This is a genomic window from Bradyrhizobium sp. (genome assembly GCF_035935975.1).
Taxonomy (GTDB): Bacteria; Pseudomonadota; Alphaproteobacteria; order Rhizobiales; family Xanthobacteraceae; genus Bradyrhizobium.
Genome location: NZ_DASYWN010000039.1, coordinates 12,013 through 34,005 on the forward strand (window position 1 = coordinate 12,013; position 21,993 = coordinate 34,005).

General features: G+C 65.0%; 16 protein-coding genes. 3 read left to right on the plus strand and 13 right to left on the minus strand.

Features of this window, described 5'->3' with window-relative positions:
• Window position 1: 1 nt before the first annotated feature.
• The 9 genes from VGR99_RS21960 to VGR99_RS22000 all read right to left on the minus strand — a co-directional run bounded on the left by VGR99_RS21960 (window position 2) and on the right by VGR99_RS22000 (window position 12,881).
• Window positions 2–3,112, minus strand: coding sequence for an EAL domain-containing protein (locus VGR99_RS21960; RefSeq protein WP_326901267.1), 3,111 nt, complete (start codon window positions 3,110–3,112; stop codon window positions 2–4).
• A 174-nt stretch (window positions 3,113–3,286) separates the two neighbouring features.
• Window positions 3,287–4,372 carry a branched-chain amino acid ABC transporter permease gene (locus VGR99_RS21965; RefSeq protein ID WP_326901268.1) on the minus strand — a complete coding sequence of 362 codons (1,086 nt, stop codon included), beginning with the start codon at window positions 4,370–4,372 and terminating at the stop codon, window positions 3,287–3,289.
• Window positions 4,369–5,379: a branched-chain amino acid ABC transporter permease gene (locus VGR99_RS21970; protein ID WP_326901269.1), complete on the minus strand. Its 1,011-nt coding sequence runs from the start codon at window positions 5,377–5,379 to the stop codon at window positions 4,369–4,371. Before VGR99_RS21970 ends, VGR99_RS21965 begins: the two co-directional genes overlap by 4 nt.
• Window positions 5,376–6,098, minus strand: a complete 723-nt coding sequence (locus tag VGR99_RS21975) for an ABC transporter ATP-binding protein (RefSeq protein WP_326901270.1) — start codon at window positions 6,096–6,098, stop codon at window positions 5,376–5,378. Before VGR99_RS21975 ends, VGR99_RS21970 begins: the two co-directional genes overlap by 4 nt.
• The gene (locus tag VGR99_RS21980; RefSeq protein ID WP_326901271.1) at window positions 6,095–6,859 is read right to left on the minus strand and encodes an ABC transporter ATP-binding protein; all 765 of its coding nucleotides are present in this window, start codon (window positions 6,857–6,859) and stop codon (window positions 6,095–6,097) included. Before VGR99_RS21980 ends, VGR99_RS21975 begins: the two co-directional genes overlap by 4 nt.
• Before the next feature lie 64 nt (window positions 6,860–6,923).
• Window positions 6,924–8,108, minus strand: coding sequence for a substrate-binding domain-containing protein (locus VGR99_RS21985; RefSeq protein WP_326901272.1), 1,185 nt, complete (start codon window positions 8,106–8,108; stop codon window positions 6,924–6,926).
• 344 nt (window positions 8,109–8,452) lie between these two features.
• Window positions 8,453–9,895 (minus strand): sigma-54 interaction domain-containing protein, encoded by a 1,443-nt coding sequence (locus tag VGR99_RS21990; protein WP_326901273.1) that lies wholly within the window; start codon window positions 9,893–9,895, stop codon window positions 8,453–8,455.
• A gap of 75 nt (window positions 9,896–9,970) precedes the next feature.
• Window positions 9,971–11,707, minus strand: coding sequence for a putative bifunctional diguanylate cyclase/phosphodiesterase (locus VGR99_RS21995; RefSeq protein ID WP_326901274.1), 1,737 nt, complete (start codon window positions 11,705–11,707; stop codon window positions 9,971–9,973).
• 208 nt (window positions 11,708–11,915) lie between these two features.
• Window positions 11,916–12,881 (minus strand): sensor histidine kinase, encoded by a 966-nt coding sequence (locus VGR99_RS22000; protein WP_326901310.1) that lies wholly within the window; start codon window positions 12,879–12,881, stop codon window positions 11,916–11,918.
• 179 nt (window positions 12,882–13,060) lie between these two features.
• On the opposite strand from VGR99_RS22000, the gene VGR99_RS22005 reads away from it, so the two are divergent.
• Complete coding sequence (locus VGR99_RS22005) at window positions 13,061–13,900, plus strand: glucose 1-dehydrogenase (RefSeq protein WP_326901275.1); 840 nt, start codon at window positions 13,061–13,063, stop codon at window positions 13,898–13,900.
• Between the two features lie 191 nt (window positions 13,901–14,091).
• Here the strand turns inward: VGR99_RS22005 and VGR99_RS22010 are convergent, their stop codons facing one another.
• The 3 genes from VGR99_RS22010 to sthA form a co-directional block, all read right to left on the minus strand.
• Entirely contained in the window at window positions 14,092–15,468 is a 1,377-nt protein-coding gene (locus VGR99_RS22010) for a cytochrome P450 (protein ID WP_326901276.1), read from the minus strand.
• Between the two features lie 139 nt (window positions 15,469–15,607).
• The gene (locus tag VGR99_RS22015; RefSeq protein ID WP_326901277.1) at window positions 15,608–16,843 is read right to left on the minus strand and encodes an LLM class flavin-dependent oxidoreductase; all 1,236 of its coding nucleotides are present in this window, start codon (window positions 16,841–16,843) and stop codon (window positions 15,608–15,610) included.
• A gap of 279 nt (window positions 16,844–17,122) precedes the next feature.
• Window positions 17,123–18,514: a Si-specific NAD(P)(+) transhydrogenase gene (gene sthA / locus VGR99_RS22020; protein ID WP_326901278.1), complete on the minus strand. Its 1,392-nt coding sequence runs from the start codon at window positions 18,512–18,514 to the stop codon at window positions 17,123–17,125.
• 150 nt (window positions 18,515–18,664) lie between these two features.
• Between sthA and VGR99_RS22025 the strand changes: the two genes are divergently transcribed.
• Both VGR99_RS22025 and VGR99_RS22030 read left to right on the plus strand, forming a co-directional pair.
• The gene (locus VGR99_RS22025; RefSeq protein ID WP_326901279.1) at window positions 18,665–20,077 is read left to right on the plus strand and encodes an MFS transporter; all 1,413 of its coding nucleotides are present in this window, start codon (window positions 18,665–18,667) and stop codon (window positions 20,075–20,077) included.
• 139 nt (window positions 20,078–20,216) lie between these two features.
• Complete coding sequence (locus tag VGR99_RS22030) at window positions 20,217–21,380, plus strand: PHB depolymerase family esterase (RefSeq protein ID WP_326901280.1); 1,164 nt, start codon at window positions 20,217–20,219, stop codon at window positions 21,378–21,380.
• Window positions 21,381–21,597: 217 nt separating this feature from the next.
• On the opposite strand, the gene VGR99_RS22035 is transcribed toward VGR99_RS22030, so the two are convergent.
• Window positions 21,598–21,900 (minus strand): hypothetical protein, encoded by a 303-nt coding sequence (locus VGR99_RS22035; protein ID WP_326901281.1) that lies wholly within the window; start codon window positions 21,898–21,900, stop codon window positions 21,598–21,600.
• Between the last annotated feature and the right edge of the window lie 93 nt (window positions 21,901–21,993).

Below are 21,993 nucleotides of genomic sequence, written 5' to 3' on the forward strand. Positions count from 1 at the left end.
CTCAGGCCACCGCCGCCACGGGTGCGGCGTCTCCCGGACCGAACAGCCCGCGCACCTCGGCCGCCGGCTTCGGCTTGCTGAACAGATAGCCCTGCATCTCCGTACAGCCGAGCGTGCGCAGCATCTCGCGCTGCGCCTCGGTCTCGACGCCCTCGGCGACCGTGGTCATGCTGCTGGCGGCGGCGATGTTCACCACGGCCTGCACGATGACGGGCGCGCCGCTGGTCTCGGCGATGTCGGCGACGAAGCAGCGGTCGATCTTGATCTTGTCGAACGGGAAGCGCTTCAGATAGCTCAGCGAGGAATAGCCGGTGCCGAAATCATCGAGCGCGATGCGCACGCCGATCGCGCGGAGCTGGTGCAGGATCGAGAGCGCCGCCTCGTCGTCGCGGATCAGCACGGCCTCGGTGATCTCGAGCTCGAGCCGGCGCGGGTCGAGCCCGGAGGCGGCGAGCGCACCGGCGATCCGCAGCGCCAGCGTGTCGCATTTGAGCTGGACCGGCGACACGTTGACCGCGACGCGCACATGCGCCGGCCAGGTCGCGGCCTCGTTGCAGGCGGTGCGCAGCACCCAGTCGCCGAGCTCGTTGATCAGGCCGGTATCCTCGGCGATCGGAATGAACTCCGCCGGCGACACCATGCCGCGTTCGGGATGACGCCAGCGCAGCAGCGCCTCGCAGCCCGAGACCGCATTGGTGCGCAGATCGACCAGCGGCTGGTAGTGGATTTCGAAGCCGCCATTCACCATGGCCTGGCGCAGATCCTGCTCCAGGCTTAGGCGCGCCTTGGCGCTCGCATCCATCTCCGGCTCGAAGAAGCGGTGGGTGCGGCGTCCCGAAGCCTTGGCGCCGTACATCGCGAGGTCGGCATTCTTGATGAGCTGGTCGAGATCGCTGCCGTCCTGCGGCGCCAGCGCGATGCCGATGCTCGCATCGGTGGAGAGCTGGTGGCCGAGACAGTGATAGGGCTGGCGGATCGCCTCGTAGATCCGCGTCACGAAGGACAGCACGTCGGAGGAGGATCGGATCGCGGTCTGGATCACCGCGAATTCGTCGCCGCCGAGCCGGGCGATCAAATCGCCCTTCTTCAGGCAGCCGCGCAGGCGGGTCGCGATCGCCTTGAGCAGCTCGTCGCCGACGTGATGGCCGAGCGAGTCGTTGATGCCCTTGAATTCGTCGACGTCGATATAGAGCAGTGCGAACTGCTCGCCGCCTGCGGCCTTCTCCAGTTCGCGTTCGATCTGCTCGCGGAACAGCGTGCGGTTCGGCAGGTCGGTCAGCGCATCGTAATGCGCCATATGCGCGATCTTCTCGTGGGCGCTCCGCCGCTCGGTGACGTCCTCGACGACACTGATGAGGTAGCGCGGCTCGCCGGACTTGTCGCGGATGCCGATCCGGGTCGAGGTGATGAAGCGCGGTCCCTTGGTCTGGCTTTGCCAGGCATGCTCGTCCTTGAACATTCCTTCGGCGGCCTGCAGCGACTTGCTGTCGTCCTCGGTGACGAGCCTGGCCATGTCAGCCGGGTAGAGGTCGAACGGGGTCTTGCCGACGATCGCTTCGCCGGACTGGCCGAATTGCTCCTCGGCGGTCCGGTTGACCAGCAGATATTGCCGCGTGGCGGCGTCCTTCACCGTGATCTGGGAGGGGATGTGATCGATGATCTCGCGCAGGAACATGTAGTTGCGGTCGCGCTCCTGCTCCAGATTGCGCCGCTCGGTGATCTCCTCGATCGTCGCGACCCAGCCGCCCTGCGCCAGCGGCGTGTTGATGACCTGGAAGGCGCGGCCGTTGGGCATCTCGTGGATCCTGGTGGAGACCGCGCCTTCGGCGACCACCCGCATCACATCGTCGCAGAACGCCTCGACGTCGCCTTCGAACGCGCCACGCTCCTTGCGATGCTGCATGGCCTGGCGGATGTGGCAGCCGGGCTTGATGACGTCGTGGGAGAGGCCGAACATGTCGGCGTAGCGGCGGTTGCAGGTGACGATGTAACCGGCGGCATCGTACAGGATCAGCCCTTGCGACATGTTGTTCAAGGCGGTGTCGAGCCGCTGCCGCTCCGCCTCGATCCGCGCCTGGGCCTCGCGGTTCTGCCGGTTGATCTGGCGAATGATCAGGTAGAGGATCACCGCGATCACGGTCGCCGAAAGTGCGGCGGTGGTGACCATGAAGCCGGTCTGCTGCCGCCAGTCCGCAAGCGCGGCGCTCATGGTGCTGGTCGCGACGATGACCAGCGGGAAATGGTTCAACGATGCGGCCGAGCCGAGCCGCTCCTCGCCGTCGACGGGGCTCGTGACGCGAAGCGTGTGCTGGCCGCCTTTGGCCAGCACCTTGCTCATCAACGGCGCGTTCTTGTAGCTGGTGCCGATCATGGCTTCGACATGCGGGTAGCGCGCCAGCATCTTGCCGTCGCGGTCGAACAGCGAAATTGCGGTGCCCTCGGCGAGCGCCACGGATGCGAAATAATTCTGGTAGCTGTCCGGATCGATCCGGCGAACCATCGCGCCGACGAAGGTGCCGTCCGGCAGGCTCAGCCGCCGCGCCACGATCGTGGTCCATTTGCCGATCAGATAGCTGCGCACGGATTCGAGCTGCACCGGCTCGGCCATCGGATCCGACTTAAAGGTCTGGAAATAGGCGCGCGCGGCGACGTTGATCTTCGGCAGCGGCTGGGACCGCGACCAGTTGATGATCTCTCCATCGGCATCGTAGATCACGATGTCGCCGAGATAGGAGACGGCGCTGATCTTGCCCCGCAGCATCTCGTTGGCCGCCGGCCCCGACATGCGCTCGCGGAACATCGCGGCCGAACGGATCTCCGGCAGGTTCATCTGTCCGATCACATCGGCGGCGACGACGTCTGAATCCTGGAACTGCTGGTCGAAATGCCGCGCAATCAGCTGCACGGTGTTCTCGAGCTCACGCTCGCGATTGGACAGGGTGCGCTCGCGAAATTCGCCGACGGCCATGGCGGTCACGGCAAAGATGCCCGCAACCAGCAAGATGCCGCACAGGGTCAGCCACAGCACGGGTCCGCGCCGCGTCGCGGCCTCCCAGCCAGCTTTCGCGGCTAGGGACATTCCGGCTGCGATCCCTGCAAAGACCTGGCGCATTCCCACTCCCTGGAGGGACAGAAATACACCGCACAAATGGCGCAAACCTTAGGAAAACCAGTTACCTAAGCATTAATGCGGTTGCGCGATCCGGCTTGGGCCTAGCGATGCGGGAATCACGCCGCGGTTGTTGGATGCGCGCGATAACCGCTGCGCTGCATCATGAACCGGTGCTTAATGCGAGGCGCCCGCGCTCTTGTCGCCGCCGCCACTGCGCAGCCGTCCAACCACGCCGGTCGGAAAGAAATAGACGCTGGCGATGAACAGCAGGCCGAGCCACAGCAGCCACCGATCGGGATGCAGGAGACCCGGCAGCAGCGGCAGGCCGGCTTCCGACGCCGCCTTGGAGGCGACGCCCATCAGCGACTGGAGATAGTTCTGGGCGAGAATGAAGATGGTGGCGCCGATGATCGCACCGTAGATCGTGCCCATGCCGCCGATTACGACCATCAGCAGAATGTCCAGCATGATCGAGAAGCTGAGCGAGGTGTCGGGGCCGGCATAGCGCAGCCACAGCGCATTCAGGATGCCGGCGCTGGCGGCGACGAGCGCGGCGAGGCAATTGGCGTAGGTGAGGTGGAAGACGGTGCGGAAGCCGAGCGCCTCGGCGCGAAAGCGGTTCTCGCGGATCGCCTGCAACACGCGGCCGAACGGCGAGTTCACCACGCGCAGCAGCGCGAGGATCATCAGGGCCGAGATCGCGAACACCAGGTAGAAGGTCAGGATACGGCCGTTGATCTCGAAGCCGAACAGGTTTTTGGAGATCAGCACCGTGCCGGGGCGCAGCAGCTCGGGAAGCTGGAAGCTGCGGCCGTCCTCGCCGCCAGTCAGCCAGGAGAGTTGCGAGGCCAGCACCTGGAAGGCGGAGGCGACCGCGAGCGTGATCATGGCAAAGAAGATTGCGGCCACGCGCAGCGAGAACAGGCCGATCGCGAGCGCGAGCAGCGCTGCGAGCGGCAGCCCGACGACGATGCCGGTTGCGACCGCGGCCCAGTTCGGCCCCATGCCGTACAGCGCGATCGCGATCGCGTAGCTGCCGATGCCGTAGAACATGGTATGGGCGAACGACACCGAGCCGGTATAGCCGAGCAGCAGATCGTAGGAGGCGACCAGCGCGGCGAAGACGCAGATCTTGGCCGCGACGTTCAGTGCCTTGGCGCCCGGAAACAGGAACGGCGTCGCCGCCAGCGCCAGGACGATGACGACGAGGAGAAGCGTGAGGACGCGGCTGCGCGGCGGATCGCCCGAGAGGATCATCATCGGCTGGTCACCGCATAGAGGCCGCGCGGCCGCCACATCAGAATGGCGACCATCAGCAGGATGTTGGAAACGAGGGCGAGTTTCGGCACCAGGAAGCCGCCGTAATTGGCGACCATCGCCACCAGGATCGCGCCGATGAAGCAGCCGCCGATCGACCCGAGTCCGCCGATGATGACGACGACGAATATCAAGACGGTGAGCTCGTCGCTCATGGAGGCGTGGACCTGCTCGCGATAGAGCGCCCACATCACCCCGCCGAGGCCGGCCAGCGCCGAGCCCGTCATGAACACGCCGAGGAACAGGCGGCGGATGCGATAGCCGAGCGCCTCGACCATCTCGCGGTTCTCGACGCCGGCGCGGATCAGCAGTCCGAGCTTGGTGCGGTTGAGCACGAGCTGGATCGCGATGAAGACGGCAAGGCCGATCAGCATCGCCAGCACGCGGTATTTGGCGATCGCGACGTCGCCGAGGATGAAGGAGCCTCGCAGCGAGGTCGGCAGCGGCATCGGGATGATCTGCGGTCCCCACAGCGCATAGAGCGTCTGCTCGGCGACGATCAGGCCGCCGGTCGTCATCAGGATCTGCTTCAGATGCTGGCCGTAGACCGGGAGGATCAGCACGCGCTCGACGATCAGGCCGAGCGCGCCGGAGACCGCCATCGAGAGCAGCGCGGCCGGCGCCAGCACCGCAAGATTCACCCAGAGCGAGTCGGCCTGGATCGACGCCGCGAACGGCGCCAGCACCAGGGTTGCGACATAGGCGCCGACGGCGATGAAGGCGCCGTGGCCGAAATTGAGCACGTCCATCAGGCCGAACACCAGCGTCAGCCCGGAGGCCATGATGAAGATCATCATGCCCATGGCGAGGCTCGCCGCGGTCAAGGTCAGCCAGGTGCTCGGCGAGCCGACCAGCGGGATCATGAGCAGCGCGAGCGCGATCGGCAGCAGGATCGGCGCGATGTCGCGCTTCGGCTTCGGCAGCGGATCGGTTGCGGCGATTTCAGTCACTGATGCGCCTCCAGGCTCAGGCCGAGCAGCCGCTCCTGCAGCGGCACGTCGGCGGCGAGCGCCGCCATCTCGCCGCGATGGACGATGGTGCCGTTGTCCATCACCAGCACGTTGTCGCCGAGCTCGCGGGCGGCAAAGAAATTCTGCTCAACGAGGAGAATGGTCGCGCCCTTGCGCTTGATCTCCTTCAGGCACTCGATCAGCGCCATGACGATCGCGGGTGCCAGGCCCTTGGTCGGCTCGTCGATCAGCAGCAGCTTGCGCGGCTCGATGATGGCGCGCGCGATCGACAGCATCTGCTTCTGTCCGCCGGAGAGGCTTCCGGCGCGCGACAGCCAGAACCGGCGCAGCGCCGGGAAGAAGCCAAAGATCCATTCCAGTTGCTTGTCGTCCATCGGCGCATCGCGCGCGGCGAGGACGAGGTTCTCCTTCACCGTGAGATCGGAGAACACCGCCATGCTCTCCGGCACATAGCCTACGCCGAGCCGGGCGATATCCGGCGTGGCGCGGCTCTCGATGCGCTCGCCGCCAAGCGTGATCTCGCCTGATGAAGCCTGCCACAGGCCCATGATGGTGCGCAGCGTCGTGGTCTTGCCGGCGCCGTTGCGGCCGAGCAGCATCGTGACCTGTCCCTGCGGGACGGCGAGGTCGATGCCCTGGAGAATGTGATAGCGCCCGATATGGGTGTGCACGCCGGAGAGTTTGAGCAGCTCGGTCATGCGGCACTCTTCGGGGCGACGCCGAGATAGGCTTCCTGCACGATCGGCGAGGCGATCACCTCGGCCGGCGGGCCGTCGGCGACGAGCTGGCCGTTATGCAGCACGATGATGCGGTCGGCGAGCGAGCGCACCACGTCCATCTTGTGCTCGACGAGCAGGATGATCTTGCTCTTGTCCTGCTTGAGCTGTGCAATCAGGTTCAGCACGACAGGCACCTCGTCGATGCTCATGCCGGCGGTCGGCTCGTCGAACATGAAAACCTTCGGCTCCAGCGCGATCATCAGCGCGACCTCGAGCTTGCGCTGGTCGCCGTGCGACAGCGCGGTCGCGGCGACGCCGCGGCGATTGCCGAGTGCGACCTGGTCGAGGATGGCATCTGCGCGCGCGATCAAATCGCGGCGCACCATCCAGGGGCGCAGCATATCGTAATGGGTGCCGTTCGCTGCCTGCACGGCGAGGCGGACGTTCTCTTCGACCGTCAGATTCGGGAAGAGATTTGTCAGCTGGAACGCGCGTCCGAGACCCGCACGGGTCCGCAGCGGCGCGGAGTGCTGGGTGATGTCGGTGCCGTCGAACAGGATGCTGCCGCTGGAAGCGCGGAGCTGGCCCGAGATCAGGTTGAAATAGGTGGTCTTGCCGGCGCCGTTCGGCCCGACGATGGCGGTGAGCTCGCCGGGGCGGAAGCTGCAGGTGACGTTGTTGACTGCGACATGGCCGCCGAAGCGGATGGTGAGGTCGCGGGTCTCTAACGTCAGGGCCATCACGATAACTCTGGAAAATGGAAGGAGCCTCTCCCCGCGGAAAGCGGGGAGAGGAGATTTGATATCAGCGCTTGTTCTTGACCGGAACGTCCATGTCCTCGATCTTCAGCTCGCGCACCGGCTCGAGCACGGCCCAGGTGACGTTCGGATCGACCTTGACCTTGAAGTGATACATGCTCTGCAGCGCCTGATGGTCTTCCTTGCGGAATACCATCTTGCCCTTCGGCGTGTCGAACTCCAGGCCTTCCATCGCGGTGATCAGCTTCTCGGTGTCGGTCGACTTCGCCTTGGTGACGGCGGCGACGACGGACATCGCGGCGGCAAAGCCGCCCGCGGTGAAGAAGTCCGGCGGCGCGTTGAAGCGCTTCTGGTGCTCGGCGACGAACCAGTCGTTCACCGGGTTCTTCGGGATGTCGTAGTAGTAATAGGTCGCGCCTTCCATGCCGGGCAGGCCCTTATAGGCCGCAAGCGCCGGCAGGATGTTGCCGCCGGTGGAGAGCTCGATGCCGTAGCGCTTCGGATCCATGTCCTGTAGCTTGGCCAGCGGATTGCCGGCGCCGGCCCAGATCACCCAGATGATCTTGCGGCCCGGCTTGTCCTTCAGCGCGTCGAACAGGCGCTGGCCGACCGCGGTGAAGTCGGTGGTCGAGGTCGGAGCATATTCTTCTGCGGCGAGCGTCGCGCCGGTCTTGGCCAGCGCCTCCTTGAACGCGGCGACGCCGTCGCGGCCGAAGGCATAGTCCTGCGCCAGCGTTGCAACGGTGACACCCTGCTTGCCGATCGCGACCGCGTTCGAGATCGCGTCCTGCGACGAATTGCGCGCGGTGCGGAAGATGTAGCGATTCCACTTCTCGCCGGTAATCTGGTCCGCGACGGCGGGCTCGACGATCAGAATCTTCTTGTTCTCCTCGGCGACGGGGAGAATGGCGAGCGCCGCGGCCGACGAGGTCGTGCCGATCGCGATGTCGGCCTTGTCGTCCTGATAGGCTTCCGCGAGCGCGGCCTTCGATAGGTCGGGCTTGCCCTGGTCGTCCTTGGTGATGACGACGATCTTGCGGCCGTCCAGCGTCATCGTGCCCTTGGTGGCGTATTCAAAACCCATCTGCAGGCCGGTCTCGGTCTGCTTGGCATAGGCCTCGAGCGGACCGGTCTTGCCGTAGATCAGCGCGACCTTGAGGTCGTCGGCGCGCGCGGCGCTGCTCGCGGCGAGGCCGATAATGGCTGCTGTAAGAATGAGCGATCGACGCACGGTGGTTCCTCCCAAAATGAACTGCCTTGATCACAGCGATTTGCACAAGTGTGCACACATTGCAATTCCACCTTCCGGCAGGGCTTGCATGAGGCTGCATGTGACAGTCTGTTGACGTGCGCGTGCCGTGACTGCGTGTCGCTGTGCGCGCGACGACGCGTGATGCCACGTCTTGCATCAGCCCATGCGTTTCCTCAGGCCGCGCCAGAGCAAGCCCTGCGCCAGATGCGGAGCTTTGCGCGGGGACGGCTGAAAATGCGGCAGAAACGCTGACAATGTCGCAAGCGAGGGGCGGAGCCTTGGTGTCAGGAATCCGAGACTTCAGACATGTCTAGTCTCGAAACTCAGACGGGCGGCGACCCTGACGCGAGGCCGAACTTGGCGAGCTTCTTGTAGAATGTCGCGCGCGAGATGCGCAGCATGCGCGCGGCTTCCGTGATCTGGCCGTTGCTGGCGGCGAGCGCGTGTTCGAGCGTCTGCTTCTCGAACTCGGCCTCGGCTTCGGCGTAAGGCACGACCGATCCGGTCATCCGCTGTACCGGGGCGGGGTGCGCGTCCGCGCTAACGGGAAGGATGTGCGTGAAATCGTCGCCGGTCAGGCGCCCGGAATCGCTCAGGATCAGCGCGCGCTCCAGGATGTTGCGCAGCTCGCGGACATTGCCGGGCCAGTCGTAGCGCGCGAGCGCCGACAATCCGCTCGGCGTGATCTTCGCGTTGACGAAATCGCCTGAGGCGCTGATGTCCTCGATCAGCCGCGCGCAGATGTCGGGGAGATCGTCGAGGCATTTGCGCAAGGGCGGCAGATCGATCGAGAGCACGTTGAGGCGATAATAGAGATCGGCGCGGAAGGCGCCGTCGCTGACGCGCTTGCGCAAGTCCACATTGGTCGCGGCGATGACGCGCAAATCGACCTTGGTGATCTTGTCCGAGCCGAGCGGCTCGATCTCGCGCTCCTGCAGCACGCGCAAGAGCTTCGCCTGCAACTGCAGCGGCATCTCGCCGATCTCGTCGAGGAACAGCGTGCCGCCGTCGGCGAGGCGGAATTTGCCCTCGCGGCCCCGGCGGTCGGCACCGGTATAGGCGCCCGGCGCGGTGCCGAAGAATTCGGATTCGATCAGCGTCTCCGGGATCGCCGCGGCATTGACGCTGACGAACGGCTTTTCCGCGCGCGAGGAGGCGTTGTGGATCGCCTGCGCCAGCAGCTCCTTGCCGGTGCCGGTCTCGCCGGTGAGCAGCACGGTCACGCTCTGCCGCGCGGCACGCTTGGCGAACTCCTTGGCCTGCGCGATCACAGGTGTCGTGCCGACGAAGTCCGCAAACGTGAATCGCGCCGCGCGGGCGTTCGACAATTGCCGTCGGGCCAGTCGCAGATCGCTCTCGAGCTGGGTGACGCGCGCCAGCAGCGGCTTCAGGCTCTCGATGTGGTCGTAGAGCACGAAGCCGATCGCGCCGATGATATTGCGGTCCTCGTCCTCGATCGGCATGCGCGTGACCACGAGCTGCTCGCCGCCGAGCTCCATGATGTCGAGCAGGATCGGTTCGCCGCTCTCGGCGACGTTCCGCATCAGGCTGTTCGGGATGATCTCCTCGATCGGCCGGCCCAGCGCTTCATCGGTGTGCTTGAGGCCGAGCGAGGCGAGGTATTTCTCGTTGACGTAGATGACCCGCCCGCCGCGATCGATCGCAATCGCGCCCTCGCACAGCTGCTCCAGCCGCTCGAACAGCGTCACCATCGCCCGCGCGCGGACATAGGCGGGATCGCTGACGTCTAGGGAAGAGGCGGACATGACATACCCCGGGGGAGGTCCACCTGTTTCTTACCAAAAGTGTAGCGATTTCAAAGGGGAATCGACGCGGCGCGGTTAACGCCGATACCCGCTCGCCCGGGAGTAGCCCTGGCGGTTCTGCTGCATGGGGCGGCTGGCGATGTTGGCACGGGACTCGCTGGAGGCGGGGGTCGCGAGCTTCAGCTCCTCCAGGAAGATCGGCCGGGAGAAATAATAGCCCTGCGCGTAGCGGATCTTGGTCGCGGCCTGCAGATAAGCCAGCTCCTCATAGGATTCGATGCCCTCGGCGATCACGGTCATGCCGAGCGCCTCGCTCAGGGATTCGATCGCGCGCAAGATGCCCTGGCTGCGCGGGCGCTTATGGATGTCGGTGATGAAGGAGCGGTCGATCTTGATCTCGTCGGCGGTGATGTCGGCGAGCGCCGAGAGCGAGGAATAGCCGGTGCCGAAATCGTCGATCGAGATGCCGACGCCGAGCTTGCGGAACATCGGCAGGATCTCGACCTGGAAATGATTCTTGGCGACGAAGGCGTCCTCCGTCACCTCGATCATGAAGCGCTGCGGAAAGCCGGTGTCGTCGAGCGCCTGCGCGAAATTGCGCATGAATTCGGGATTGCCGGCCTGCTTGGCGGCGACGTTGATGCTGATGGTCGCTTCCGCGCCGAACGTGTCGTTGATCAGGTCGATCGACTTGACGATCTCGGCGAGCACGAGATGGGTCAATTCGTCGATCAGCCCGAGCTCGCTGGCGAGATTGATGAACGAGCCGGGCGCCTGGATCACACCCTCGTCGTCGCGCAGGCGCACCAAGGCCTCGATGCCCTTCACGGCCTGGGTGCGGATGTCGACCTTGGACTGGAACGCGCAGCAGAAGCGCTTTTCCAGGATCGCGAGCCGCAGCGACTGCTCGATCTTGGTCCGCGCCTGCGCCTCGCGCTCCATGCTGGCGTCGAAGAACGCCGCCATTCCCTTGCCGTCATTCTTGATGCGGTACATCGCGATGTCGGCGTTCTGGCGCAGCGTCTCGAAGCTGCGGCCGTGATCGGGATAGAGGCTGATGCCGACCGAGGTGGAGGCGAACAGCTCCGAACTGTCGATGAAGAACGGCGCGGTCAGCCGCTCCAGCGTCGATTGCATGAATTCGGCGACTTCCTCCTGGCTCTGGATCGGCGAGAGCAGCAGCAGGAATTCGTCGCCGGAGATGCGTGACAGCATGTCGGAATCGCGCAAGTCCCGCCCGAGCCGCTTCGACAGCTCGACCAGCAGCGCGTCGCCGACGGCGTGGCCGTAATAGTCGTTGATGTGCTTGAAATTGTCGACGTCGAGGAAGGCGAGCGCGAAACGTTCGTCGCTGCGATCCTTCGCGAGCAGGCTGTTGGCGCGATGCTCGATCACGCGCCGCGAGGGGAGGCCGGTCAGCTCGTCGAAATAGGCCGAGCGGAACAGCTGGTCCTCGAAATTCTTCTGCTCAGTGATGTCGGAGGAGGCCGAGATCAGCAGCTCGCGTCCGGCGAGGCGAACGGGGCGATGGGTCGTCAGCAGCACCTGGCGTGCAGCTCCCTCGTGGAGCGCTTCCTCGGCGATGACCGCCTGACCGGACCTTAATGCCCGCAGGCCGGCTTCCTGGCGCGGCGTCAGATCCGGCGAGGGACGGCTGCCGTCCATGCCGAGTTGGGCCGCCGCGACATCGTTGACCAGCAGAAGCTGTCCCTGCGCGTCCTGCACGGTCAGGCCGGCAGGCAGCATTCTAACGATTTCCTTGAGAAATCCGAGCTCGGCTTCACTCGCGCCGGAATATCTGTTGTCGTTCATAGAAGTCATGAATCTTGTTGTTTCAGCGCGCCTTTGCAATGCACGCGATCATGCGCAGTTCCCTCTTAGGTTTGGTTAAGGGGTCCGGAGAAATACGGGGGTGTTTTGCGGCGATGCGACGCGTGCAGAAAATCGTCATTAACAGAGCGTCAACGCACTCAGAGAAACTACGGATGGAGCGCGCGGATCGCTTTCGCTTGTTTCGAGTCTAGCCGGTTTTGGGGATGCGGCATTGCATGATGCAATGCAGGCCGGTCGCCAGATAGGTGACCTCGCTCTTGCCGTCGAAGGCTGTCAGCGCCGACTTCAGCAGCTGGGTGCCGAAGCCGGGCGGCGACACGTTGCTGATGCTCGGGCCCTCGGTCTCGTCCCAGGTGACGGTCAGGCGGTCGCCGCTGACGGTCCATGACACCTGCAACAAGCCGCGCGGTGCGGAGAACGCGCCGTATTTGCCGGCGTTGGTGGCGAGTTCGTGAAACATCAGTGACAGCGTCACTGCGAGCTTCGGCGGCAGGAACAGCCGGTCGCCGTTGAGGGTGAAGCGGACATGGCCGTAAGGCCCGAGCTCGGCGATCAGGAGATCGCGGATGTCGCAGCCCGCTCTGTCGATCCGCGAAATCAAATCGTCGGCCGTGGCCAGCGAACGCAGTCGCGGATCGATCCGGGCCCAGACCTGCGGCTGGTCGTGCAGCACCTGGTGGATCACGGCGTGCACCGTCGACAGCTTGTTCTTGAGACGGTGCTGGAGCTCGTCCACCAGCAGCTTGCGATAGTCTTCTTCCTCGATCAGGCGCTTGGAGATCCGCCGCTGCTCGACCAGCAGCGTGCGATAATGCTCGACGCCCCAGATGGTGAGCGCGCAGACCGCCCAGTACAGCGCCAGCAGGGCAAAACGGGCGTGATCGGCAACGGCATCGCTGAAATTCAGCACCACGCCGAGCACGCCGCCTGCGATCGCCGTCACGATGCCGATCCGGAAGCCTCCGAAGGCGGCGGCAAAGAACACGGCCGGGAAGTAGGGGGTGAAGTAGACGTCGGGCCGCACCTGCGCGAGCCCCCAGCGCGCCAGCGTCGCAACCAGCACGCAGGCGACCGCAAAGGCAATGCTCAGGCCGAGCGACGGCGGTGCCACGCCCTGCCAGCCCTTGCGGAATTCCTCGATCAGCTTCTCCATGCGCGGCCCGGTCGCGATGTGCATTCGCCGTGAATGTTACGCATCTGGCCAGCGCAAGCAAAGCTTGCCTTGTCGGGAGCCGGCAGGAATAGTGAGCGTCGCGGCGCCTTCTGTCGCGGCGCCGCCATCGAGTGGTGTCCGCCTTTTGGCGTCAAGTGGTTTGAAAACAGGGACATTCCATGGGCAGGCTGGACGGCAAGGTGGCGGTGATCACGGGCGCGACGAGCGGCATCGGATTGCGGACTGCAGAAGTCTTCGTTGCCGAAGGTGCCAAAATTGTGATCGCAGGCCGGCGCATACCGGAGGGCGAGGCGCTGGCATCGCAGCTTGGAGCCAATTGCATCTTCCGCCAGACCGATGTGACGGTCGAAGACCAGATGCAGGCGCTGATCGCGCTCGCGGTGGAAAAATTCGGTCGCATCGACTGCCTGTTCAACAATGCCGGCGGCCCGGCGCAGACCGGCGGCATCGAGGGCCTCGAGGTCGAGCGCTTCGACGCGGCGATGGCGACCCTGGTGCGCAGCGTCATGCTCGGCATGAAGCACGCCGCGCCCTACATGAAGCAGCAGGGATCCGGCAGCATCATCAACAATGGCAGCATTGCCGGCCGTCTCGCCGGCTATTCGTCCTCGCTGGTTTACGGGGCGGCCAAGGCTGCGGTGATTCATCTGACGAAATGCGTCGCGATGGAGCTCGGCGAGTCCAACGTGCGCGTCAACTCGATCTCGCCCGGCGCGATCGCGACCGGGATCTTCGGCAAGGCACTGGGGCTCTCGACCGATGCCGCCGAGCAGACGCCTGCCATGTTGCGCGACGTCTACAAGACCGCCCAGCCGATCCCGCGCGCCGGCCTGCCCGACGACATCGCATACGCTGCGGTGTTCCTGGCCAGCGACGAGTCGAGCTTCGTCAACGGCCACGATTTCGTCGTCGACGGCGCAGTCACCGGCGGCCGCAACTGGACCCAGCAGCAGCAAGGCTTGAGCGCGTTGCGCAAGGCGTTCGACGGGGGAGCGTAGCGGAGGGGTCGCGTGCCCCGGACGCGGTGCGGCGCCTAAAGTGCGTTCACGCGCGTCTTCGACGCGCTATGGTGCCGCACTGCAGAGCCGGGGCCCATCTCTCCGAGCTGAAAGTGTCGCAAGATTCTGGGTCCCGGCTCTGCGCAGCAGCGCTACGCGCTGCAGCGCGTCCGGGACACGAGAGGTGAGATCTAACCCACCGCCTTCACCCGTACCTTCAACCCATCCCGCGGCTTCGGGATCGGCCACATCTGCCATTCCGGCTTGTAGCCCGGCTCCAGCGACACCTCGATGTTCTGCAAAAAGTGCCGCGTGAAGCATTTGGCCTGCATGTAGGCGAAGTGCAGGCCGAGGCACATATGCGCGCCGCCGCCGAACGGCACCCAGGCGAAGCGGTGGCGGTTGCGCTGGGCTTCCTCGGTGAAACGCAGGGGATCGAAGCGATCCGGCTCCGGCCAGATGTCCTTCATGTGATGCGTGTAGAGCGGATTGACGCCGACCGCGGTGCCGGCCGGAATCGTAAAGCCCTTGAAGGTGAAGTCGCGCATCGCGCGGCGCGGCATCGAGGGCACCGGCGGCTTGATCCGCAGCGCCTCCTTGAACGCCATCTCCGACAGCGGCATTTTTTCGAGATCGTCGAAGCTGCTGGGGGCATCCGGCGCGAGCCCGAGCGCCTGAACCTCGGCGCGCAGCCGGTCCTGCCAGTCAGGGTTCGCGGCGAGCTCGCCGACGAAGGAGGTCAGCGACGAGGTCAGCGTGTCGTGCGCCGCCATCATCAAAAAGCTCATATGGTCGATGATGTCCTGTTCGGACAGCAGCGCGCCGTCCTCATGGGTGGCGCGGCAGAGCTGCGAGAACAGATCGTCGCCGCCGTAATTGCCGCGCCGGAGCGGAATCTGCTCGCGGAAATAGGCGACGATGCGCTTGCGTCCCCGCACGCCGGCAGCCATCTGCGTGCCGGGCAGGGGGCGGCGGATCGGGGCGACCGCGGCCGCGACCATGTCGACGAAGGCGCGGTTGATCTCGTCGACCTCAGGGCCAATGTCGGCGCCGAGGAAGGATGCGGCGGCAAGATCGAGCGTGAGCTGCTTCATCGCCGGATAGAGCTGCATCTCGCCGGGCTTCGCCTTCCACTGCGCGACCCGGGCGGCGATGCCGCGATCGAGATCGGACAAATAGGACTTCATCGGACCGGACTTGAACGCGACCGACAACGCCTTGCGATGCAGCCGGTGCTCGTCGAAATCGAGCAGCATCAATCCGCGCGGAAACAACAGGCCGAGCACCTTGTTCCAGCCATGCGTGGACGAGAACAGTTTTTGCTGGTCGAACATCACGAGCTCGTTGGCCTCGGGCCCGAGCAGCACGACATTGGTCTCGCCGAACACATGGGTGCGGTAGACCGGGCCGTATTTGGCGCCGTTCGCCTCGATATGTCCCTTGGGATCGGCCAGCACCTGAAAGGTCTTGCCGATGATCGGCCAGCCCTCGTCGCCGGGGATGTGCGTCAGCTCGTTGCGCTTGGGGGCGGTGAAGCCGAGCGCAGGGGCGACATTCTGCATCGACATGACGGTTGCTCCGGTTGGCTGACCGAACAGACATCGCGCGACCGCGGCATTATTGCGGCCTGTGCCACGCTGACGGGATCAACATAGCACAGGCCGGTATCACTTGCCGATGATAGTGGTTACAGGCGTAGTCGCGAGCCTACCGCTTCGCCGCTTCCTTCTGCAGATCCGGCGCGTTGACGGCGGGAATGGCGACGCGGCCGGGGCCGGTGACCTTCAGTGCCTCGGCGGCTTTCTCGTTCTCCATGATCTTGGCCATCACCGCCTGTCCCGCACGCTCGAAGATCGCGCGGTTCTCGATCACGAATTTCTGCGACCTGCGCAGGCCGTCGATGTAGCCGTTGATTTCAGGCACGACATAGCGCGCCACCATGTCCCAGCTCCGGCGCGTATTTTCCGGATTGGCCCAGTCGTGCACGAAGCCGATGATGGCGCCGACGCCGCCGGACACCTGCATCACGTTCTTGATGGTTTTGACGAGATCGTCGGGCGTGCCGATGGTGGACGCGGCGCCTTCGACGAAGGCGGTCTTGTCCACGGCTTCATCCGGCGAGGAGAACGCGGTGAGGCCGGGCCGCTGCAGCGTGCCGACATTATACTCGTTGTGCCAGCGCATCAGCCCACCGCCGGCCTCGCGGCGTGCCTGCTCGCGGGTCTCGGCGACGTGGAAGGTGAGGAGCACACGCCAGTCGGCGCGGTTGACCTTGGTGCCGTGCTTCTTGGCGGAATCCTCGGCGAACTGCCATTGCTGCTGCAGCGACATCAGGCCCTGCGTGGTCATCGAGCCCAGCGAGATGATGCCGCAGCCGTATTTGCCGGCGAGCGTCATGCCTGACGGCGAGATCTGTGAGGCCACCACGAACGGCATCTCCTCCTGCAGCGGCAGGATCTGCAGCGCGGCGTCGTTCATCGTGAACCAGTCGCTCTTGGCGGTGACGCGCTCGCCGTTGAAGAGGCGGCGGATCACGCCGATCGCCTCGTCCTGGCGGTCGCGCTGCGTCATTGGGTCGATGCCGAGCGTGTGCGCGTCGGACGCGAGCGCGCCGGGGCCGGAGCCGAAGATGGCGCGGCCGCCGGTCATGTGGTCGAGCTGCACCATGCGCTGGGCGACGTTGAAGGGATGGTGGTAGGGCAGCGATACCACGCCGGTCCCGAGCTTGATCCGCTTGGTGCGCTCGCCGGCCGCGGCCAGAAACATCTCGGGCGAGGCGATCATCTCCCAGCCGGAGGAATGGTGCTCGCCGCACCAGAACTCGTCATAACCGAGCGCGTCGAGCTGCTCGACCAGGTCGAGATCGCGCCGGAACTGGAGCATCGGATGCTCCCCGATCGGGTGATGCGGGGCAAGAAAGGCTCCGAACTTCAGGCGCGCCATGGCGTTCTCTCCGGCTTTGATTTTCTGTTTGTTGAAGTGATGAGGCTACGTGGTGGCGCAAGCGAACGCAATCGCGTGATGTCCCGCGCGGCGGAATGCAGGCATGCGTTAGGACGCTGCTGCGATTTGCTCGGCCTGCATGGTTCAAGACGCCCGCTTTGCGGCCTCCTCACCATGAGGGTCTAACACAGCGCCCGCGAATCGAGACCTCATCCTGAGGAGCCGCGAAGCGGCGTCTCGAAGGATGGCCGCAAAGGGACAGCGCGCCAGATTCGCCGCTTACCGCGTCATCCTGTTCCACGCATCCAGCCCGGCGATCTTGTATGCCTCCGCCAGCGTCGGATAGTTGAACGTGTTCTGGATGAAATAGTCGATCGTGCCTTTGAGGTTCAGCACCGCCTGGCCGATATGGATCAGCTCGGTGGCGCCTTCGCCGAGGATGTGCACGCCGAGCAGGCGGCGCGTCTTGGTCGAGAAGATCATCTTCATCATGCCGCTGTTCAACCCCATGATGTGGCCGCGCGAGGTCTCGCGGAAGCGCGCGATGCCGACCTCGTAGGGAATGCCGCGCGTGCGCACCTCTTCTTCCGTCAGGCCGGCGGTCGAGATCTCCGGCACCGAATAGATGCCGTAGGGAAAGAATTCCGGCGGCGCCAGCGGCTCCATGCCGAGCGCGTGGCAGGCGGCGACGCGGCCCTGCTCCATCGAGGTCGAGGCGAGGCTCGGAAAGCCGATCACGTCGCCGGCGGCGTAGATGTGCGGCACGCTGGTCTGCAGGGACACGGGATCGACGGTGATGCGCCCGCGATGATCGACGGCGATGCCGGCGGCGTCAAGATTGAGCCGGTCGGTGGCGCCGACGCGTCCCGCCGCGAACAGCAGCATTTCCGTGGTGACGTGGCGCCCGTCCGACAGATGCGTGACGATACTGCCCTGCGCCGTCTTCTCGATCGAGTTGACCTTGGCGCCGAGCCGCAGCGCGACGTTGCGGTCGCGCAGCTCGTGCATGAACTCGTCGATCAGTTCCTTGTCGATGAAATCGAGGAAGGTCGGCCGCGGCTCGATCAGGGTCACGGGCACGTCGAGCGCGCTGAAGATGGTGGCATATTCGACGCCGATCACGCCGGCGCCGATCACGGCCAGGCTCCGCGGCAGCTTCGGCAGCTCGATGATCTCGTCGCTGTCGAGCACGGTGGTGCCGTCGAACGGCACATAGTCGGGCCGGAACGGGCGCGTGCCGCAGGCGATCAGGATGAAGGCGGCCGACACGATCTTGGTCTCGCCGATCGCGCTGGTGATCTCGACCTCGTGCGGCGAGACGAAGCGTGCTTCGCCATTGGCGGTGCGGACGAGGTTGCGGCTGAACTGATGCTCGAGCACCTCGACCTCGTGATCGAGCGTCTTCTGCAGCCGGGTCATCAGGTCGCTCGCGGCGATGTCCTGCTTCACCCGGTAGGAGCGGCCGTAGAAGCCGCGCTCGCGCCAGCCGGACAGGTTCAGCACGGTCTCGCGCAGGGTCTTGGACGGGATGGTGCCGGTGTGGACCGAGACGCCTCCGACGCGCCGGCCCTTCTCCACCACCAGCACGGCCTTGCCGAGCTTGGCACATTGGACCGCGGCCCGGCGCCCCGACGGGCCCGAACCGATCACCACCATGTCGTAGTCGTACATCGGATGTGCTTCCAAACCCCTGCGGAATCAGCGGGAACCGACATGCAGCAATCGGGCCAAGGCGACAAGGCCTACCTCGGAGGTAATCGCGCGGATGACGCCGATCTGCGAGCTTGGCGCGCAAATAAATGCCGGAAGGTTCGCACGCCGATGCATCAAACCGTCACAAAACAAGTCGATTCGACCCGCCGCTGGTGGGTGCTGGCCATCGTCGTCGCCGCGCAGTTCATGTTCGGCGTCGACGCCTTCATCGTGAACGTCGCCATTCCCACCATAGCGGTCGACCTGCACGCGACGCCGGCGCAGATCGAGTCCGTCATCGCGATATATCTGATTGCTTATGCGACGCTGGTGGTGACCGGCGGCCGGCTCGGCGACATCCACGGCACGAAGAACGTGTTTCTCGCCGGCGTGCTCGGTTTTACGGCGACCTCGCTGTGGTGCGGGCTGGCGCAGTCCGGCATGGAACTGATCATCGCGCGGCTGGCGCAGGGCGCGACCGCGGCGCTGATGGTGCCGCAGGTGCTGGCGACCTTGCACCTGCTCTTCACCGACGACTCGCGCAGCCGCGCCTTCGCCGTCTACGGCATCGTGCTGGGGCTTGCGGGCGCCGCGGGCTTCCTGCTCGGTGGACTGCTGGTCACGATCGACCTGGCGCACACCGGCTGGCGCTCGGTGTTTTTCGTCAACGTACCCTGCGGCCTCGCCATCGCCTTGGCCGCCTGGCGTATCATGCCGTCGGTGCCGCGCCGGGCCGGGACGAGGCTCGACATCAAGGGCAGCGTCGTGCTGTTCGCGGGCCTGTTGTGCCTGATCGGACCATTGCTGTTCGGTCACGATGTCGGCTGGGCGCCGTTTCTGTGGGCGGTGATGGGAGGCGGCGGCGTGATTCTCGCAGCGTTCCTGAAGCTCGAGCATGCGGTCGCGCGCGGCGGCGGCATGCCGCTAATCGACCTGACGCTGCTTGCGGATGCCGCCTTCCTGCGCGGGCTCGGCGCCGCGTTCTTTTTCTTCGCCGCCAATCTCTCCTTCTATCTGGTGATGACGTTGTTCATGCAGCGCGGCCTGAAGATCCCGCCGCTCAAGGCCGGCCTCGCCTTCGTTCCGCTCGCGCTCGCCTTCGTCGTGGCCTCGCGCCACAGCGGTGCGCGCGCGAAGCATCGCGGCACCAAGGTGCTGATCGAAGGCTGCGCATTGCAGATCGCGGGCCTCGCGGCACTTGCGCTGCTTGCGGGCTTCGTCGATGCGCCGGCACCAACCGCGCTTGCGCTCACCATGATCGTCTTTGGCTATGGTCAGGGTCTCGTGATGGCGCCGCTCTCAGGCGCGGTGCTCTCGACGGTGAAACCTGTCGCCGCAGGCTCGGCCTCCGGCATGTACGGCACCACCGCGCAGATCGGAAATGCGGCCGGAGTGGCCGCAATCGGCGCGGTGTTCTTCGCAATCGACGCTTTGCAATCAGCGCGCGCAGCCTTTCTCGTTTCGCTCGCGCTGTTTGTGACATTCATCATGATCTGTGCCGCATTCCTGTCGTGGATGCGCCGCGTATCTGCACGAAGTTGAGGCAGTGCGGTAAATACGTGCGGAATTCTGCGGGTTTCTGCGTGATTTCAGGTGATTGACAGCACACACTCTTTTTATTTTGCACCGCAGCAACTATTTGGTTTGGGTGAACGTTGAACGTCGCCTGCCAGGAGTTGCCGTGTCGCTCGCCAGAAATCTCGATCTCCTCAAGCATCTGCCGAAGATGGATGGTCTGCGCCTGGCCGAGTTCGGCCGCAGCGCCGATGCGTCCAGTCCGTTGGAAGAGGTCACGGGCTTCGGCGACAATCCCGGCGCCTTGCGCATGTTCGCGTTCGTGCCGGCGCAGTTGCAGAAGCCGCGCGCGCTCGTCGTCGTGCTGCATGGCTGCGGCCAGACTGCAGCTAGCTACGATCTCGGTGCCGGCTGGTCGACGCTCGCGCAGCATTACGGTTTTGCGCTGGTGATGCCCGAGCAGCAGCGCGTCAATAACGGGAACACCTGCTTCAACTGGTTCAATCCGGAAGACACCGCGCGCGACAACGGCGAGGCGCGTTCGATCCGCGAGATGGTCGCGCATATGGTGCAGACCCATCGCATCGACCCGCGCCGCATCTTCATCACCGGCCTGTCCGCGGGTGGCGGCATGACGTCGGTCATGCTCGCGACCTATCCCGAAGTGTTCGCCGCCGGCGCTGTCATCGCCGGCCTTCCTTACGGCATCGCCTCGAATCTGCGCGAGGCGCTGGACGGCATGTTTCATTCTCCGGCGCGGCCCGAGCGCGAGCTCGGCGATTTCGTGCGGCGGGCTTCCAATCATCGCGGGCCCTGGCCAAAAATGTCAGTGTGGCACGGCAGCGCCGACCGCACCGTCAATCCGGGCAATGCCAACGAGATCGTCAAGCAATGGCTCGACCTGCATGATCTGCCGCCGGCGCCGATGGCGGAGACCATTGTCGACGGCTATCCGCGCCAGGCCTGGTGGAACAAGGACGGCGAGACGCTGGTGGAGTCCTACGCCATCACCGACATGGCGCATGGCACACCGCTTGGCCTTGCCGACAACGACCAGCGCTACGGCATCGAAGGCGCATTCCTGATCGAGGCCGGCATTTCCTCGTCCTATCACATCGCAAAGTTCTTCGGCCTCACCGGCTGGATTCCTGATGCCGCGAAGAAGGCGGAGGCAAAGCCCGCGCCGCAGCCGCCGCGCTCGCCCGCCCCGCATCTCGCCCGCTCGATCCGCACCGCCGTCGCGGATGAGCCGGAGCAGGAGAAGGCCCGCGGCTTCGATCTCGGCCAGATCATCACCCGAGCGCTGACAGCGGCGGGGTTGATGAAGTAGCTGGTTACCCCGGTAAGCGAGACACACTCCGCTGTCGTCCCGGGGCGCGCGATAGCGCGAGCCCGGCACCCATAACCCCAGGACAACATGAGGCGCGAAGGCGTCACTCCGAGTCCCCGTAACCACATTTCCCTGTGGTTATGGATTCCGGGCTCGCGCTACCGCGCGCCCCGGAATGACGCTTGTGGCGGCGGCGCTACCGCCCCCGGAATGACAGCTACACCGTCGCGTCGATCATCTCGACCGGCGTGACCGTCACCTCGCCGCCTGCGACTTGCCGCGTCATCGCCTGATATTGCTTGAAGAACTCGCGCGATTGCAGCGTCTTCTGTGCGGCCTCGTCGGCGGCGCTGGCGAGATGGAAATAGTGGCCGTCGTCGCGGTTCTTCAGGACGCGATAGCCGATCCGTCCCTTCAGCTCCGGATCGCTGTCGATCGCCTTGATGAAGCGGCCGATCTCCTGGTGCCAGGCGTCGGTCGTGCCGTTCCTGAATTCGTATTTGATCATGAAGTGCTTCATGTGACGCTCCCTGTTCGTCATGTGCACCATCATCTGCAGCTTGCGCGCAATCCCGCAAGTATGGACAAAATTGATAGTATGGACTTTTTCGCC